This window comes from Psychroserpens luteus (assembly GCF_015319355.1).
Classification (GTDB): domain Bacteria; phylum Bacteroidota; class Bacteroidia; order Flavobacteriales; family Flavobacteriaceae; genus Psychroserpens; species Psychroserpens luteus.
The window spans coordinates 397,678-414,283 of sequence record NZ_JADILU010000001.1; the positions used below are offsets into that span (position 1 = coordinate 397,678).

Below are 16,606 nucleotides of genomic sequence, written 5' to 3' on the forward strand. Positions count from 1 at the left end.
ACGTTATGAAACCGATTTAATTGTTTGTTAAAGTTTATACGTTTAAAATACGATAACGGTTTTAGAGTTAGCACATTTCCGAAGAAAAAACGACTATTTTTTAGTGCTTATCAATTTTATATTTACTAGAATTTGAAACAATTAAAAGATAAGGCAAGCCAATACAGATGGCTCCAAAAAACAAATAGGTTTCAATTTCGGGTTGATCTAGCCAATGTGATAAGGCAACACCAAAAATCATGATGGCAGCCATACCAAACATCGCATTTCTAAATACGGTTGCAATACCTTTAATGTCATATTTTTCTTGTGCTTCTTTTGGCATCGTGTTGTAGCCAGCAATCAAAAAATAAAGTTTAAAGTTCTTGATAAGAACTCCAATAACAATAAAAATTACAGCAACAGTTAAGTTCATTTATCTAAGCACTTTGGCTTTTTGTTTTGCATCTTCGTTACGCTCAATCTTGTGCTCTGGACGCGTCCATTTTGGTTTTTCTCCTAAAGCTTCATATTGAGAATCATTAGCTTCTACCGTTTCTGGTTGCGACTTTTTAACGAATGGTTTTTGTGGATTTAAACCTAAGAGTTTAAACATTTCCATATCCTCACCAACATCTGGATTAGGCGTTGTGAGTAGTTTGTCACCAGCAAAAATAGAATTTGCACCTGCAAAGAAACACATGGCTTGACCTTCGCGAGACATTTCGGTACGTCCTGCACTAAGTCTTACTTGCGTTTCTGGCATCACAATTCTAGTTGTAGCCACCATGCGTACCATATCCCAAATAGAAACTGGTGTTTGATCTTCTAGAGGTGTGCCTTCTACTGCAACTAGTGCGTTTATTGGAACCGATTCTGGTTGCGGGTTCAAAGTCGCTAAAGCCACTAACATGCCTGCTCTATCTTCGGGTTTTTCTCCCATACCAATAATTCCGCCAGAGCAAACCGTTACATTGGTTTTTCTAACATTATCAATGGTTTCTAAACGGTCTTCATAACCACGAGTAGAGATGACTTCTTTATAATATTCTTCACTAGAGTCTAAGTTGTGATTGTAAGCGTATAAACCAGCTTCTGCCAAACGTTGTGCTTGGTTTTCTGTAATCATACCTAACGTACAACACACTTCCATATCGAGTTTATTAATGGTTCTCACCATTTCTAAAACTTGATCAAACTCTTCACCATCTTTTACATTTCTCCAAGCTGCTCCCATACAAACGCGCGAACTTCCCGATGATTTTGCACGCAATGCCTGAGCTTTTACATGTTGAACAGACATGAGGTCGTTTCCTTCAATATCGGTATGATATCTTGCTGCTTGTGGGCAATAGCCACAATCTTCTGGACATCCACCTGTTTTTATAGATAACAATGTAGATACTTGAACCGTATTTGGATCATGATGCTCACGATGTATTGTTGCAGCATCAAAAAGCAAATCCATTAAAGGCCTATTATAAATTGCTAATACGTCTTCTTTGGTCCAATTATGTTTCATCTCACTCATAGTAAAAAGTTAGTCTTATTAAGGTCAAAAATACTTATTTTACATCCATAAATTCATCAAAAAGAGCATAAAATTTTTCAGGTTCTTCAAGGTATGGGTTATGTCCGCTCTGTTCAAACATTTCAAACTGAGCCTCAGGCATAAAGGTTTTATATTGTACTGCAAACTCTGGAGTAGATACACCATCATAACGACCAGCAACAACTAAAGTTTTTGCTTTTACGTCTTTTAATTGTTGTCTGTAGTCTTGATTTATCATACTACCTGAAACATCAAAATCACCATCTCGTCCAATAATTGTAGTGTAGACATCTCCAGCCCAACCTCTGTACTTTTTCTTCGGAACTTTTGATCTCAGCGTCGTATTATGATAGTAAATATATTTTGTTGGGAAATCTCCATAAACCGTTTTTAATGGTTCTTGACTGGACACGTATCCTAATTTCCGAAGCGAATCTACAGCAACCCATTTCTCAGGAAAATGCGTTTTTGCATAATGGTTATAGCTATCACAGTTGGCTTGCCACATAGCTCCAGAATGGAAACCGTTAATTAAAACCATCTTATCAACATTGTCTTTATATTTTATCGCGTAGGCTTGTGCAGGAACAGTCCCATAAGAGTGACCAACAAGTGAGATCTTGTCAAATTTGAGAAGTTTGCGAAGTTTTTCAATCAGCTCTACATCTGCTTCAACACTATATTCATTAACATCTTTTGCATCATCACTCATGCCACGACCCAACCAATCGAAAAACACAACCGTATTGGTTTTATAATACTGACCAAATGCACCTTGCATATAATCATGTGAATTTCCTGGACCTCCTGGTAAAAAGAAAATTGGATCACCTTCTCCTAAAACTTCAACATTGATTTTGTAACCATTAATCTCATAGAATTTAGATTCGAATTTATCGAAGATGTTGGGATCTGTTTGGGAATATATCGTTGAACATGTGAAACATGCAAAAACAAGTAAAGCTTTTAATGTAGAGGTCATAAGGATGAATTTATTGTAAATATAAAAGAAAAATGTCTGTCTCTAAATTTGCTAAACTCTATTTGTATTACATAACGCAGTGAAGAATCTTAATTATATAAGGTGCTGGTATGTATTATAAAAAAGATTCTTCACTGCGTTATGAATGACATTTAGATTTTTTTTTAAAACTAGTCTTTAATTAATAGCCTACTGTCATTCAGAAGGAAGTATGACTGAAGAATCTCTTCAATGTAGATAATAGATACATAAAAATAAAGAGTAATAAAAAATCCGCCAATTGGCGGATTTTTTATAATCTAAACTAGATTAGCTCTTATTGTCTTCCTTTTTCTTCGGAAGAACTTTAGCATCTTCTGGTTGTGCTTTGTCTTTGCCTTTTAAATACTCAGGTAAATCCATACCAGCCATATTAAACATTTCTTGAAGTGGTGGAACAGATTTGTACATTCCTGATAAGAAATTAGCTGTAGATGATTTTCCATCTTCGCCTTTACTGCCACTATCCCAAACGGTTACTTTATCAATTTTAATGTTTTTGATAGCTTCAGCCTGAAGTCTCACCAATTCTGGTAATTTATCTGCAATTAATAATAATACAGCATCACGACTTGAGTTTCCAGCAGCTTTAACGATTTGCTCCATACCAGCAGCTTGTTTTGTTAAGACTTCAAACTGACCTTGAGCTTCGGCTTGTGCTTTAAACAGGATTGCATCAGCCTCACCTTTTGCACGTCTTCTAATACGTTCAGCTTCAGCTTCTGCATCGATCTCAACTTTGCGTTTATCTATTTCCGCAGGAATAATAATATCTGCCATTTGAGATGAACGCTCACGTTCTGCTCTCGCTGTTTCTGCTTCTTGCTCTGCAGCATATGATTCTTGCAAAGCTTTTGCACTTTGTACTTTTTCTGAAGCGTTTGCAACACGTTCAGCTTCTGCTTCACGTTGACGACGTAACGAATCTGAATTTGCAACTGCGATTTTTGCGGTATTTTCTCCTTCTACAGCTTTTGCATTGGCAGCAGCTACTTGAGTTCTTTCATCTTGTACAGCATTAGCTTCTCCAATAGAACCATCTCTGGTTTTCTCAGCAACCGATTTACGTGCTGCGTTAATAGCATGCGCAGCAGCTTCTTTACCTAAAGCTTCAATATATCCAGACTCATCAACGATATCTGTAATGTTTACGTTAATTAGTTTAAGACCTACTTTTTTTAGTTCTGTTTCAACACTTTGTGAGATGTTAGTTAAGAATTTATCACGATCATTATTAATTTCTTCAATATCCATTGAAGCAACGACCAAACGTAATTGTCCGAAAATAATTTCTTGCGCTAAATCTTGAATTTCATTTTGGCCTAAACCTAATAAACGTTCAGCAGCATTTTGCATCACACCAGGTTCTGTAGAGACACCAATGGTAAAACGTGATGGTACGTTTACACGAATATTTTGTTTAGACAATGCATTTACTAAGTTAACCTCAATAGAAATAGGAGTTAAATCTAGAAATTCATAATCCTGAAATACAGGAACAATAAAGGCTGCTCCACCATGAATACATTTTGCCGATTGTCCTCCACCTACTTTTCCGTAGACCACTAAAATACGGTCAGATGGACAACGCTTGTAGCGTTTTATAAGGATGATTAAAAAGACAAAGATGAAAAGTATTGCAGCAACTGCTGCAATAGGAAAGCCTAAATCAAAGTTTTGTGTCACTAGGTAGTTCATATGTTTTGGTTTTAATTGGTTCTATTGCTTTTTTTGTTTGTTCTACTATTAAGATGCCATTGCTGGTGACATCAACCACTTTAATTATGGTTCCCGATTTTAATTCTGAAAGCGAATCTGTTAAAGCTTCAAGTTCTCTTAAAGTCCCTTGAACTCTTACGCTTACTTTTCCCATTCTTTCACGATTTGCACCAACAGTGAGGTAAATTTCACCAATAGCACCAATAGCATTTTTATATTGTAATGTTCCGCTATCTGATAGTTTTCGCATGCCATAAAACATAGCTGCCATTATTGCCATCATTAGTAATCCACAAAATAACGATATGACAACTGTTAAAGGTTTTGAAAATCCTGCATTAATACAAGCGATTCCTATCCATCCAAAAATAGTAAAGAAACCAACGAGGTTTTTAAAGGTTATGAATTGAAACCCGATTCCTGCATCAGCATCCATCTCTGAATCTACACCATCAAAGTCGTCTCCACCATCCATTCCAAGAAATGTAGTAATGATTACAAAAACAAAAATGACAGAGCCAATGAATGCAATAACCCAAAAGAATTGTGAGAATCCATCTAAAGCAGAAAACCATTCCATAGTTATGTGAGTATTAAAAATTAATATTGAAATATAAGACCTTTAAAGATGTCTTACACTATTTATAAATGTTATTTTGAAAGTAAAATAGACACTGCATTGCCTCCAAATCCAACAGCATTAACAAGAATATGTTTAATGTGTTTTGGAGCTTCGGTTTTTAAGTAAGGCACCGAAATAAATTTTTGATGCTGTAACATCATAATTGCCATTTCAATACTTAAAAGTCCGGAAGCACCAAGGCTGTGACCTATCTTCCACTTATTAGTAGTCAATGCAGGCGTTTTGTTACAAAAAATTGTTGAAATCGCATTTATTTCTGCTTGATCACCTTTTGTAGTCCCAGGAGTATGTGTGACGATAACATCAATATCTTCAGGTTTTAATTCACCTAAAGCCATTTTCATAGAACGTTGAAAACATGTAGCATTTGTTGATAGTGATGCGTTGTGTTCTAGAATTTCGGTAGCATAACCAATACCAATGATTTTGGCTAAAGCATTTTTTGTTGCTCCAGATTCTAAACAAGCCATTGCAGCACCTTCGCCAAGAATCATTGCGTTTTCGGTTTTGTTAGGATTTAGGGCTTGGTTTGGGTATTGAGATGTTTCACTTTGTTTTGAATGAACATTTGCTCTTGAATATATTTTTAAAGCCTGCATTTGTGCAATCGTAAATGCAGTTAAAGGCGCTTCACTACCACCAACCAAAAACTTATCACACATACCAGAATTAATCCATGCAATACCATTAAGCATCGCATGTAAAGCGGTAGAGCAGGTGATAGAATGTGAGATTTCTGGGCCTTGAGTTTGTAAATCATGAGCAACCCAAGACGAGATATTCCCTAACGTTGTTGTTGGTGAGCTTAATGTTTCTGCTTTATTATTTTTTAGAAATTCTTCGTGATACGTTTCAAAAAGAGCTGTTGCACCTCTTGAGGATCCAATGTTGATTCCGAAGTTATCAGTAGATTTCCAATTTACGTTTTTAATCGCTTGTCTTGAAGCAAAAATGGCATACAAAACAGAATTATCAAGTGATTTATACTTTATGTTAGATTGCCTTAATTGATCTATCTCTGCTTTTAATTTCTTCGGAAATGTTGCCACTAAAGCACCGTCTTTTTCAGTAAAACAATGGGAATCATTTAAGTAGTTGTTCCAAATGTCTTCAGGCGTTTTACCTAAAGGGGAAATAGATGAAATTGCGGTTATTGAGATTGGGTTTTGCAAGTAAAATAGTTTTGCGCAAAGATATTAATATCGCTTTATCTTTCTGCAAGGTTTTAATTCTATCCTACAAGGTTTCTACAACCTTGTAGGTTTGAGTTAGAAGATTATTGCTTTTTTGTAGATACCTACAAGGTTTTAGAAACCTTGCAGGATGGGGTAGTTATATCATTAAACGATTTCTAAAGCCTCTTCAATGACTTGATAAATCTTTTCAAGTTCTTCCGAAGAAATAATATAAGGCACTTGAATATAAATTGTATTTCCCAATGGTCTTAAAAACACACCTCGATCCATAAAGAATTTAAGAAGCTTATCTCTCAAATCTCCATAACGTTCCATTTTGGTGTTGAGGTCTAATGCGAAAATGACACCTATATGTCGTGTTGATTTTACTTTTGGGTGATTTTTAATTTTGAGTTCAAAGTCTGTATGAGCTTTGGAGATGTGTTTGATATTTTGTTGAATTTCCGAAGATATTAAAAGCTCAATTCCAGCAATAGCAGTTGCACAAGCTATTGGATTTGCAGAGTAGGTATGGCAGTGAAAAAAGCCTTTTGCCATGTCGTTGCTCAAAAACGCATCGTAAATGTCTTGCGTACAAGAGGTTATTGCCATTGGGATTAATCCTGCTGTTAAGGCTTTACTTAAACATATAATGTCTGGTTTGGTCTCGATATAATCTGAAGCAAAATAACGTCCTGTTTTACCAAAACCGGTCATGACTTCATCTGCAATGGTTAAGATTTGATGTTGTTTGCAAAATGATAAAATGTTGTTTAAACCCTTAGCATCATGAATTTTCATTCCTGCAGCACCTTGAACTAAAGGTTCGTAGATGAATCCTGCTATTTTATGTTGTGTGCTATACTCTTTTAAGAGGTTTAAAATGTGCTCAGTATTTGTTCCATCTGGTGTTGGGATTCGTTTGACATCAATTAGGAATTCTTCAAATGGACCATTATAAACTGATAAGCCAGAAACACTCATGGCTCCAAAAGTGTCACCATGAAATCCGTTTTCAAAAGCGATAAAAACAGAGCGTTTATCATCGCTATTAAAATGAAATTGCAATGCCATTTTAATAGCAGCTTCTACAGCTGTTGATCCATTATCATTAAAGAAAATCTTGTTTTGACCTTTTGGAAGGATTTTTATGAGCTCTTCAGATAAAGTTATTGCAGGTTCATGTGTGAAATCGCTAAACATGATTTGATCGAGTTGCTGCATTTGTTTATAGGTCTTCTCGATAATGTAATCGTTGCAATGTCCATACATGGATGTGTACCATGAGGAAATTGCATCTATATATTCGTTTCCATCTTCATCTTTAAGGATGCAACCTTTTGCTTTTACTATGGCAAGGCTTTCTGGATGGAGTTGGTGTTGCTTTAGTGGATGCCACAGGTGCTTTTTGTCTCTTTGTTTTAAATTCATATTCTACATCATGCTGAACTTGGTTCAGTACCTCATTATTTAATAATTTAAAGTTTCTAGATTTGGGTTTGTCTTTATACTAATTTTTCACTCTTACTTTCTGATAACAAAATTAATTGTTTTTGTCATTCCTGAGAGGACAATCTTTTGTGATTTCTATAATGACTTTAAATGGTCTTTAAATTTTTCAGCATACTCCAAAACTACATTTTTATCAAAATAAGGTTCTTCTTCAATACGACCAATAACTTTAACGTTAGTCATTTTTGTGATGATATCTTCTGTTGTTTTGTGCTCATTTCCGGAGAAAATAAGAGCGACATCAAATCCTTTTTCTTTTAATAGATTAAGGGTTAAAAGCGTGTGATTAATACTGCCTAAATAGTGTCTCGACACTACAATTACTTTATAATTTGGTTTGATGAGGTCTAAAATCGTGTTTTTAGTATTTATAGGAACTAAAAGTCCGCCAGCACCTTCTATCACTAAATGGTTTTTGGTTTTAGGCGGTTTAATGTTTTTAAGTTCTATGGTGATATGATCAATATCTGCAGCAGCATGCGGACTCATTGGTGTGTTTAACGCATAACTATTCTCGTGAAATTTAGAGTTGGTGTTCGAGATTAAACGCTGTACTTTTTTTGTATCACAATTATCTAATTCTCCAGCTTGAATAGGTTTCCAATAATCGGCTTCTAAGGATTCGGTTATAATTGCAGATGCTATTGTTTTGCCAACCTCTGTACTAATTCCTGTGATGAAATAGGTGTTCATTTAAAATATTGTTTTACAATTATTACAAATGTATTTTGTCTTTTCAAAGAAAGGAAATAGCATATAAAATAGATTTTTACGTTCTAAAGGAGCAATTAAAATATGAGTAGAATTGCAAGATGGGCAATGTATAGGGTTTTCATTTGCATCAACTTCATAAGGCCTTATCTCGTTATAAATTTGTAGCGCTTTTTCAAAATCATCATCTGCTACTAACAATTTTACACCTCCAATGGCTTGACTTATTAAAGGATCTGAGTCTACAGTTTTTTCATCTAATAGCATTACAGTAATGCCTTCAGATTCTAGCTTAGATTTTGTGATCTGTGCTTCGGTTGAATATGGAAATGCTGTAAGCACCTTATAATTATCGATCATAAATGTGAATTGATTTTAAACAAAAGTAGCAAGTAACTGTAGAACTTCTGTTATTTCTTTAAAAGAATTAAAACTATGTAAACAAAAGCGTAAACGCTCTTTTCCTTTCGGAATAGTGGGTGATAAGATAGATTTTACATCATAACCATTGTGTTTTAGTGCTTCGGAAATTTGCTTGACCAGATCATTTCCGGAGATAATACAACATTGAATCGCAGAATCACTCTTAATGAACAATTCCATAAGTTGGAGTCGTTTAATTTCAGACTTGAAAAAATTAATGTTTAGTTGGAGGTTCTTGATTTGAGATTCTTCGTTTACATTTTGAATGGTAAGTTCATCATAAGCTGCTTTTATGGTTGCTAAAGAGTGTGGAGGCAAAGCAGTAGTATAAATAAAAGGTCTCGAAAAATTGATGAGGTAATCTCTAAGATCGTTACTGCCTAAAATAGCTGCACCATGACAACCCAATGCTTTACCAAAGGTTATGATTCTTGCAAAAACGGAATCTTCTAGTTGGAGTTCATTTACCAATCCGTTGCCATGCTGTCCAGATACTCCAATAGCATGAGCTTCGTCAATGATTAAATTGGCTTTGTTTTCTTGACAAATTTTAGATAATCGCTTTAGGTCTGGAGAATCACCATCCATTGAGAAGACAGATTCTGTGATGACATATATGTCGTTGTCATTCAGAGCGAAGCGAAGAATCTCTTTTTCTAACGCTTTCAAATCATTATGTTCAAACTTGTAAGCTTTTGCGTTACCCATTTTGATACCATCACGAATGGAAGCGTGGCAAAATTCGTCATACAAAATAATATCATTTCGTTGAGGAACACATGAGAAAAAACCTAAGTTGGCATCGTAACCAGAATTAAAAATGAGCGCAGTTTCGCTATTGTGATAATCACTTATTTGTTGCTCTACTTGAGTAAAAAGTTGATGATTTCCAGATAGTAATCGAGAACCTGTTGCTCCATTTTGTTTGAGATTATGGTCTAATAAGTATTGATGCGTATTACCAAAAATAGTATTTGATTTTGAAAACCCTAAATAATCATTAGAAGAGAAATCTACTAAAGTATTAGGTTTTCCTAGATTTCTAAACGCGTTGTCTTGAGTTCTAGAATTGAGTTTGTTTTGGAGTTTTTTTGGTAGCATCTTTAGATTAATCTGTATAAATAATGTTGCCTGTTTCTCTGAATGCTATTTTATCAACCCATTTATAATCGTTTTTTACCGTAGCGTCTAAAAGGTCTATTGATAAGGCATCTGCAATATGAGAAGCAGCATTAAAAGCATTTTCAATGTCTTCTGTTTTGTGAACAGTTATTTTTTTATTTCTGTCATAAAAAATATTGACAACTATTATAGGAAAGCTATTTGTCGTTTCTGCGGTTATAACTCTAACGGTGATGTTTTCTGTTGTATTGAATACTGAAACATATTCTGGATTTTCAAGTGATTGCCATTTTCCTATACTGTAACCTAGTATTGAATCTGTTTTTCTATAAGTTTTTGATTCTAAATCTATTTCAGATCCATCTGTTTTTAACATCATAAATCCAAAGACAAGAGGAACTACTGCAAAATAGACTAGAGAAGCCAAGCCTAGAAGACCAACAAATATTGCAGCCAATCCTAGAATAATTTTCCATAAAGGTACTTTTCTTGAATATCTAATAATTCCATCCATAGCTACAAATATAGATAATGCTTTGAGTAAACCAATGAAACTAAAACTCCAATATATTTACTCATTTTAAATAAAAAATTATTGTTTATCAATAATTTTATTACATTTGTTATTGTTAAACGATAATAAAATTGATTTAATTATGAACAAAATAAAATTCTTAAACGGTTTTGTGGTTGTGTTAATCGTGATTTACTTAATACATTTCTTAGGTGATGCGTACCTCACTTTTTTTACAGATTTCATTGAGCCATTTGAACATCTATATAAAGATTTCATTTTTGGTTATTATACACAGTTTGTTGGTTTAGTTTTTTCTGTATTGACATTTATAGGTTTATTATTTATAAAAAACGGATTAGGAGAAATTATAAAAGAAGGTTTCTTCAATGCTTATAGTGCTACTAAATTTAAAACTGCAGGAAAACTGTTTTTAATCTCAGGTTTTTTGAACCTTGTGTTTAGCATGGTATTGCTTTTTCGTTCAGAAGAAGTTTTATTTCTTGGGGAAATGGGACAAAGTTTTCTTTTAATGATTATAGGATTTAGTCTCTATATTATTGCAGATATATTGCAAAACGGAAATCTTTTAAAACAAGAAAACGACCTAACCATATAATTATGCCAATAGTAGTTAATCTTGATGTGATGCTGGCTAAGCGTAAAATGAAAAGCAAAGACTTGGCAGAGATTATTGGTATAACAACTGCAAATCTATCTATCTTAAAATCGGGTAAGGCTAAGGCGATTCGGTTTTCTACTTTAGGAGCTATTTGTGAAGCTTTAGATTGTCAGCCAGCAGATATTTTAGAATATATTGAAAATTAAATTTTAACAATTGAACTAAAAATAGAAAACAAATAAGCTAAACATTTGTTGTATATTTACACATATGTTTGGACTCGTTGATTGTAATAATTTCTATGCATCTTGCGAGCGTGTTTTCAACCCTAATTTAGAAGGACAACCTATTGCTATTCTTAGTAATAATGATGGTTGTGTAATTTCACGTAGCGATGAAGCTAAAGCCTTAGACTTGCCAATGGGAGCGCCTATTTTTAAATGGGAAAGCTTTTGTAAGGCAAACAAAATTCATGTCTTATCGTCAAATTATCCTTTGTATGGTGACATGAGTAGTCGTGTGATGGATATTCTAAGACAGTTTACTCCAGATGTTGAAGTGTATAGTATAGATGAATCTTTTTTAGAATTCAAAGGGTTTGAAAACTATGATTTTAATGACTACGGAAATAAGATGCGAACACGTATTTTAAAGTGGACAGGAATTCCGGTCTGTGTTGGAATAGCACCTACGAAAGCATTATCTAAAGTTGCAAATAAGGTGGCTAGAAAATTTCCGAAGGAAACAAAAGGAACTTACGTTATAGACTCTGAAGAGAAAAGAATCAAAGCTCTAAAATGGACTAAAATTGGCAATGTTTGGGGAGTTGGACGTCGTTTAGCAAAGCGACTAGAAGTCAAAGGTTGTAAAACAGCTTATGATTTTACACAACTATCTGACGATTGGGTTCGTAAAACATTTTCAATTACTGAGTGGAAACTAAAAAAAGATTTAGAAGGGAACTCTAAAATAGGATTAGGTGAGCCTAAAAACAAAAATGCTATTGCTACAACGAGAAGCTTTGAATACACGTATTCAGATTTAGACAATATAAAAGAGCGCATCTCTACATTTGCTACAAGTTGTGCTGAAAAATTGCGAAAACAAGGCTCTAGTTGTCATATGATTATTGTTACTTTAAGTAGCGATAGACACAAAAGAGACTTAGAGCAACATCGTGCTAGTCAAAGTGTTAATTTATCTTACCCAACAAATTCATCTTTGATTATAAGTAATTGTGCAGTTAATTCTGTAATGTCTATCTTTAAATCAGGAATAAAGTACAAACGTGCTGGTGTGATTGTTACAGGTTTAGTACCAACAGATAATCATCAATTGCATTTATTTGATGCTGAAAATCCTAAACATCAACCTTTGATGCAGTCTATAGATAGTTTAAATACAAAATATAAAAGTCATAAAATTAAATTAGGGAGTCAAGATTTAAAACGCACTTGGAAAATGCGTCAAGAACGATTATCACCAAGATATACCACGAATATTAACGATATTATTGTAGTAAAATGATAGCACAAAAATCAGGAAGTTTAACTTTCTTTACACCAGAAGCCATTGAAGGTGCAGCAGCACAATTATTTGATGCAGGAATTTCGGCAGGTTTCCCATCACCAGCGGAGGATTTTAAAGAACAACGTTTATCATTAGATGAGGAGCTCGTTAAAAATAAAGAAGCCACGTTTTATGCTCGCGTTAGTGGGCAATCTATGATTGGAGCAGGACTAGATGATAATGATTTATTAGTTATCGATAGAAGTCTTGAGCCTGTAAATAATAAAATAGCGGTTTGTTTTCTAGATGGTGAATTCACGGTAAAACGATTGCGTGTCTCTGATGGTGAAGTATGGTTGCAGCCAGAGAATCCAAATTATCCTATTATAAATATCACAGAAGATAATAACTTTTTGATTTGGGGTATTGTTACCAATGTGATTAAAAAGGTTTAAATAAATTAAAACAAAAAAACGCCAAACATTAAGTTTGGCGTTTTCTATATGTATAAATAAAGAATTGCTTAGTCTGCTAATACAATCACTTTATTATCTTTCATTTCAAGTGTTCCAGAAGATATTGGTAACCAAAATCCTTTATCAGACTTATTGAATAATTTTTCAACTTCCTCTTCTAAAGTAATGTTACCATTAATTTTAACGTTACCCTCTTTTAATAAAGAGATGACAGGTGCGTGATTGTTTAACAATTCAAACTCACCCATTATGCCAGGAAGCGTTACGCTAGTAACTTCTCCGCTAAACAATGTAGCTTCTGGTGATACAATTTCTAAAAGCATGTTTCTGTAATTTTAGATTAAGCTTCTGCAAGCATTTTCTCTCCAGCTTCAATAGCTTCTTCGATAGTTCCTTTAAGGTTAAACGCAGCTTCTGGTAAGTGATCTAATTCACCATCCATAATCATGTTAAATCCTTTGATTGTTTCTTTAATATCAACTAATACACCTTTAAGACCAGTAAACTGTTCTGCTACGTGGAAAGGTTGAGATAAGAAACGTTGTACACGACGTGCACGGTTTACTGCCATTTTATCTTCTTCAGATAATTCTTCCATACCTAAGATGGCAATAATATCTTGTAATTCTTTATAACGTTGTAATAACTCTTTAACACGAGTTGCACAATCATAATGCTCATCACCTAAAATATCTGCTGCTAAGATACGAGAAGTAGAATCTAATGGATCTACTGCGGGATAAATACCTAACTCAGCAATCTTACGAGATAATACAGTTGTTGCATCTAAGTGAGCAAAGGTTGTAGCAGGAGCAGGATCGGTTAAATCATCTGCAGGTACGTAAACCGCTTGTACAGATGTAATAGATCCTTTTTTAGTTGAAGTAATACGTTCTTGCATTGCACCCATTTCGGTTGCTAATGTTGGTTGGTAACCTACCGCAGAAGGCATACGACCTAATAATGCAGAAACCTCAGATCCAGCTTGTGTAAAACGGAAGATGTTATCTACGAAGAAAAGTACATCTTTTCCTTGTCCATCACCAGCTCCATCACGGAAATATTCTGCTATAGTTAATCCTGAAAGTGCTACACGAGCACGAGCTCCAGGAGGCTCATTCATTTGTCCGAAAACGAAAGTTGCTTTAGAATCTTTCATTCCAGGTTTATCAACTTTAGATAAATCCCATCCGCCTTCTTCCATAGAGTGCATGAAGTCATCACCATACTTGATAATTCCAGATTCTAACATTTCACGAAGTAAATCATTACCTTCACGAGTACGCTCACCTACACCAGCAAATACAGAAAGTCCACCGTGTCCTTTTGCAATGTTGTTAATCAACTCTTGAATTAATACAGTTTTACCTACACCAGCACCACCAAATAAACCAATTTTACCACCTTTTGCATAAGGCTCAATTAAATCGATTACTTTAATACCAGTAAATAAAACTTCTGTAGATGTTGATAAATCTTCAAACTTAGGTGCTTGTCTGTGAATTGGTAAACCTGCATCACCTGCTTTAGGTAAATCACCTAAACCATCAATTGCATCTCCAATTACGTTAAAAAGACGTCCGTAGATATCTCCACCAATTGGCATTTGAATAGGAGCACCAGTAGCTGTAACTTCTGTTCCTCTACTTAAACCATCAGAAGAGTCCATCGCAATTGTACGAACTGTATCTTCACCAATGTGAGATTGTACTTCTAGTACTAAAAGAGATCCATCTGCTTTTTTAATTTCTAAAGAATCGTAAATTTTTGGAAGTTCAGAACCTGCTTCGAATTCAACATCGATAACTGGACCTACTATTTGTGCAACTTTACCTGTAACTTTTGACATTACTTATGTGTTTAATGTTTAGATATTTCAATTGAAAAAACATTCGTTTTTCGCGCTGCAAAGATATAATTTTTAATTTAAAACTAAAGTCTATATTTTGGCTTTTTTCAGTATAAAAAAACACCATCTTTCATTACTTTAGAAAGATGGTGTTTTGTAGTGATAAAAATTATATTTAATCTATGTACAAACCTGTATAGTCTACAGGGTTTACCGTTGGTAAATTAGAACCGTATTTTGTATTAATAATACCTATCATTTGGTTAGAAATTACAGAGTAACCTCTAGGAGATGGGTGAACACCATCTAAAGAAAATGTTCCTCCTGTTACATAATCTGCAGTCATAAATGCACTTCCAGCTTGGAAGCCACTTGTAGCGACATTGCTAAAAAATGTATTTACATCAAAAAAGGCTAAATCATATTGTGTTGCAAGATTAGCAATAGTTTGATTAAATGCTGTTGTTGCATTTTGAATCTCTGTTTGTTCTGAAGGTAATAATACCCATTTATCTTCTAAAGGAAGTGTAACACCTTCTGTAGAGAATTGTCCAGCTACTGCTTCTGGTAAACCAGCTTGTACTAATGCGTCAGCAGTCATTTGATTTACGGTTCCTATTATAGAACTACTAGGTAGAACAATTAAATCGCTAGAAGTCGCTTGTCTAGATTGACCGTAAAGATTGGCTAATAATCCAGCAGCTGATTGTACTACAAGAGGATTGTTTCCATCAAGACCAAAATTACTAATAAACGCAGGAAATGTTGCGCTAGCCATTAAAGTACCAAAAATTTGTGGCGCTATGTTCGTCAAAGTTTCATCTTGAATAACAACTGGGCTAGCAGCTGTTTGAGAAAACACAATTATTCTACTTGGATCTATAGCTTGAAAAATAGGATTTAAAGCACCAAAAACCGAATTTAACGTTGGTATTTGAGGTCCAAACGAAGGATTCGTTGGGTCTAAAGGTGCATATGGTACCGTTGTAAAATATGGAGTATCTGCTACATTTGGAATATTAGCAATAATACCGTTAGTACTATTTGCTGTTAGAGACGATACTAAAGCAGTCATTGCACCATCAAATGTTGCCTGATCTGTTATTGGATTTGATCCATCTCCTCCAGAAGTTGCGTATCCTAAAACATCATTATTTCCTATCCACAAAGAAAAGAAAGTTGGGTTTTGAGCTAACGCATCTTCTAAAACTGTTGCATTTGGTGTTGAAGCCATTCTAATAAAGTATGGATTTGCAGCAGCAGGGAAATTAGAGATGTTTCCATATCCTGGAGCTAGTAAATGAAAACTTTTTGCTCCTGGTACTCCCATATTATTATAAGGACCAGCAACTATATTTGTAATGTCTGTTGTTGGTGTGCCACTTATTGGCCCAGGTGTTTGAGTCGCAGGATTAAATATTAACCTTGGTCCAGTAATTTGTGTACCTCCTAGTAATAAACCTCCAACATTGTCATTAATTGATGGTTGTGTAAATACTCCTCCACCTGCTAATGCAAATTGTTGAGATAAAATATTAGGAAAAGATGTTTCTTGTCCTCTCATGAATAAAGTACCGTCTGAATATCCAGCAGTTAAAGAGTTACCTACTGCAACGAATGTTGTAAAATCTGCTGTTCCACTTGTATATACTGGAGATGGACCATCTGAAATTGGATCTTCAATTGCTGGATCTGCTAGTGTATCGTCATCACTTTCACATGATGTAAATCCTATAAGAAGGATAGCTAAAAGCCAAATGTTATTTATTTTCATAATTA

At 34.4% G+C, this 16,606-nt stretch carries 18 protein-coding genes; 4 read left to right on the forward strand and 14 right to left on the reverse strand.

Going from position 1 to position 16,606, the window contains the following annotated elements:
• Positions 1-100: 100 nt before the first annotated feature.
• From IM744_RS01775 to IM744_RS01825, 11 genes are all read right to left on the reverse strand, one after another.
• On the reverse strand, positions 101-415 hold the full coding sequence (locus IM744_RS01775; RefSeq protein WP_194506363.1) for a DUF3784 domain-containing protein: 315 nt from the start codon (positions 413-415) through the stop codon (positions 101-103).
• A complete protein-coding gene (gene bioB, locus IM744_RS01780; RefSeq protein WP_194506364.1) occupies positions 416-1,510 on the reverse strand; it encodes a biotin synthase BioB in 1,095 nt (364 codons plus the stop codon).
• 34 nt (positions 1,511-1,544) lie between these two features.
• The gene (locus tag IM744_RS01785; RefSeq protein ID WP_194506365.1) at positions 1,545-2,513 is read right to left on the reverse strand and encodes an alpha/beta fold hydrolase; all 969 of its coding nucleotides are present in this window, start codon (positions 2,511-2,513) and stop codon (positions 1,545-1,547) included.
• A gap of 309 nt (positions 2,514-2,822) precedes the next feature.
• Positions 2,823-4,250: a flotillin family protein gene (locus IM744_RS01790; protein ID WP_194506366.1), complete on the reverse strand. Its 1,428-nt coding sequence runs from the start codon at positions 4,248-4,250 to the stop codon at positions 2,823-2,825.
• Positions 4,222-4,851 carry a hypothetical protein gene (locus IM744_RS01795; protein ID WP_194506367.1) on the reverse strand — a complete coding sequence of 210 codons (630 nt, stop codon included), beginning with the start codon at positions 4,849-4,851 and terminating at the stop codon, positions 4,222-4,224. The genes IM744_RS01790 and IM744_RS01795 overlap by 29 nt, the downstream gene beginning before the upstream one ends.
• Positions 4,852-4,922: 71 nt before the next feature.
• The gene (locus IM744_RS01800; RefSeq protein WP_194506368.1) at positions 4,923-6,086 is read right to left on the reverse strand and encodes a beta-ketoacyl synthase N-terminal-like domain-containing protein; all 1,164 of its coding nucleotides are present in this window, start codon (positions 6,084-6,086) and stop codon (positions 4,923-4,925) included.
• A 168-nt stretch (positions 6,087-6,254) separates the two neighbouring features.
• Positions 6,255-7,520, reverse strand: a complete 1,266-nt coding sequence (gene bioA, locus IM744_RS01805; protein WP_194506369.1) for an adenosylmethionine--8-amino-7-oxononanoate transaminase — start codon at positions 7,518-7,520, stop codon at positions 6,255-6,257.
• Positions 7,521-7,676: 156 nt separating this feature from the next.
• The gene (bioD, locus tag IM744_RS01810) at positions 7,677-8,294 is read right to left on the reverse strand and encodes a dethiobiotin synthase (protein WP_194506370.1); all 618 of its coding nucleotides are present in this window, start codon (positions 8,292-8,294) and stop codon (positions 7,677-7,679) included.
• Positions 8,295-8,672, reverse strand: a complete 378-nt coding sequence (locus IM744_RS01815) for a putative signal transducing protein (RefSeq protein WP_194506371.1) — start codon at positions 8,670-8,672, stop codon at positions 8,295-8,297. It lies immediately after the preceding gene.
• A 15-nt stretch (positions 8,673-8,687) separates the two neighbouring features.
• Positions 8,688-9,836 (reverse strand): aminotransferase class I/II-fold pyridoxal phosphate-dependent enzyme, encoded by a 1,149-nt coding sequence (locus IM744_RS01820; protein WP_194506372.1) that lies wholly within the window; start codon positions 9,834-9,836, stop codon positions 8,688-8,690.
• 7 nt (positions 9,837-9,843) lie between these two features.
• On the reverse strand, positions 9,844-10,371 hold the full coding sequence (locus tag IM744_RS01825) for a hypothetical protein (protein ID WP_194506373.1): 528 nt from the start codon (positions 10,369-10,371) through the stop codon (positions 9,844-9,846).
• A 142-nt stretch (positions 10,372-10,513) separates the two neighbouring features.
• Between IM744_RS01825 and IM744_RS01830 the strand changes: the two genes are divergently transcribed.
• The 4 genes from IM744_RS01830 to IM744_RS01845 all read left to right on the forward strand — a co-directional run bounded on the left by IM744_RS01830 (position 10,514) and on the right by IM744_RS01845 (position 12,957).
• Positions 10,514-10,990 carry a DUF2975 domain-containing protein gene (locus IM744_RS01830; RefSeq protein WP_194506374.1) on the forward strand — a complete coding sequence of 159 codons (477 nt, stop codon included), beginning with the start codon at positions 10,514-10,516 and terminating at the stop codon, positions 10,988-10,990.
• 2 nt (positions 10,991-10,992) lie between these two features.
• Positions 10,993-11,199 (forward strand): helix-turn-helix domain-containing protein, encoded by a 207-nt coding sequence (locus tag IM744_RS01835; protein ID WP_194506375.1) that lies wholly within the window; start codon positions 10,993-10,995, stop codon positions 11,197-11,199.
• Between the two features lie 64 nt (positions 11,200-11,263).
• Positions 11,264-12,520 carry a Y-family DNA polymerase gene (locus tag IM744_RS01840; RefSeq protein WP_194506376.1) on the forward strand — a complete coding sequence of 419 codons (1,257 nt, stop codon included), beginning with the start codon at positions 11,264-11,266 and terminating at the stop codon, positions 12,518-12,520.
• On the forward strand, positions 12,517-12,957 hold the full coding sequence (locus tag IM744_RS01845) for a LexA family protein (protein WP_194506377.1): 441 nt from the start codon (positions 12,517-12,519) through the stop codon (positions 12,955-12,957). The genes IM744_RS01840 and IM744_RS01845 overlap by 4 nt, the downstream gene beginning before the upstream one ends.
• 68 nt (positions 12,958-13,025) lie before the next feature.
• On the opposite strand, the gene IM744_RS01850 is transcribed toward IM744_RS01845, so the two are convergent.
• The 3 genes from IM744_RS01850 to IM744_RS01860 all read right to left on the reverse strand — a co-directional run bounded on the left by IM744_RS01850 (position 13,026) and on the right by IM744_RS01860 (position 16,601).
• Positions 13,026-13,301, reverse strand: coding sequence for a F0F1 ATP synthase subunit epsilon (locus tag IM744_RS01850; protein ID WP_194506378.1), 276 nt, complete (start codon positions 13,299-13,301; stop codon positions 13,026-13,028).
• 17 nt (positions 13,302-13,318) lie between these two features.
• Complete coding sequence (atpD, locus tag IM744_RS01855; RefSeq protein ID WP_194506379.1) at positions 13,319-14,827, reverse strand: F0F1 ATP synthase subunit beta; 1,509 nt, start codon at positions 14,825-14,827, stop codon at positions 13,319-13,321.
• A gap of 175 nt (positions 14,828-15,002) precedes the next feature.
• The gene (locus tag IM744_RS01860) at positions 15,003-16,601 is read right to left on the reverse strand and encodes an SGNH/GDSL hydrolase family protein (RefSeq protein WP_194506380.1); all 1,599 of its coding nucleotides are present in this window, start codon (positions 16,599-16,601) and stop codon (positions 15,003-15,005) included.
• Positions 16,602-16,606: the final 5 nt, after the last annotated feature.

What these genes read in the sequence shown, in the direction of transcription:
- IM744_RS01860 (WP_194506380.1), bottom strand. Translation starts at nt 16,601, where the DNA reads ATGAAAATAAATAACATTTGGCTTTTAGCTATCCTTCTTATAGGATTT.
- bioA (WP_194506369.1), bottom strand. Translation starts at nt 7,520, where the DNA reads ATGAATTTAAAACAAAGAGACAAAAAGCACCTGTGGCATCCACTAAAG.
- IM744_RS01835 (WP_194506375.1), top strand. Translation starts at nt 10,993, where the DNA reads ATGCCAATAGTAGTTAATCTTGATGTGATGCTGGCTAAGCGTAAAATG.
- IM744_RS01850 (WP_194506378.1), bottom strand. Translation starts at nt 13,301, where the DNA reads ATGCTTTTAGAAATTGTATCACCAGAAGCTACATTGTTTAGCGGAGAA.
- bioD (WP_194506370.1), bottom strand. Translation starts at nt 8,294, where the DNA reads ATGAACACCTATTTCATCACAGGAATTAGTACAGAGGTTGGCAAAACA.
- IM744_RS01830 (WP_194506374.1), top strand. Translation starts at nt 10,514, where the DNA reads ATGAACAAAATAAAATTCTTAAACGGTTTTGTGGTTGTGTTAATCGTG.
- IM744_RS01820 (WP_194506372.1), bottom strand. Translation starts at nt 9,836, where the DNA reads ATGCTACCAAAAAAACTCCAAAACAAACTCAATTCTAGAACTCAAGAC.
- IM744_RS01785 (WP_194506365.1), bottom strand. Translation starts at nt 2,513, where the DNA reads ATGACCTCTACATTAAAAGCTTTACTTGTTTTTGCATGTTTCACATGT.
- IM744_RS01845 (WP_194506377.1), top strand. Translation starts at nt 12,517, where the DNA reads ATGATAGCACAAAAATCAGGAAGTTTAACTTTCTTTACACCAGAAGCC.
- atpD (WP_194506379.1), bottom strand. Translation starts at nt 14,827, where the DNA reads ATGTCAAAAGTTACAGGTAAAGTTGCACAAATAGTAGGTCCAGTTATC.
- IM744_RS01775 (WP_194506363.1), bottom strand. Translation starts at nt 415, where the DNA reads ATGAACTTAACTGTTGCTGTAATTTTTATTGTTATTGGAGTTCTTATC.
- IM744_RS01840 (WP_194506376.1), top strand. Translation starts at nt 11,264, where the DNA reads ATGTTTGGACTCGTTGATTGTAATAATTTCTATGCATCTTGCGAGCGT.
- bioB (WP_194506364.1), bottom strand. Translation starts at nt 1,510, where the DNA reads ATGAGTGAGATGAAACATAATTGGACCAAAGAAGACGTATTAGCAATT.
- IM744_RS01790 (WP_194506366.1), bottom strand. Translation starts at nt 4,250, where the DNA reads ATGAACTACCTAGTGACACAAAACTTTGATTTAGGCTTTCCTATTGCA.
- IM744_RS01815 (WP_194506371.1), bottom strand. Translation starts at nt 8,672, where the DNA reads ATGATCGATAATTATAAGGTGCTTACAGCATTTCCATATTCAACCGAA.
- IM744_RS01795 (WP_194506367.1), bottom strand. Translation starts at nt 4,851, where the DNA reads ATGGAATGGTTTTCTGCTTTAGATGGATTCTCACAATTCTTTTGGGTT.
- IM744_RS01825 (WP_194506373.1), bottom strand. Translation starts at nt 10,371, where the DNA reads ATGGATGGAATTATTAGATATTCAAGAAAAGTACCTTTATGGAAAATT.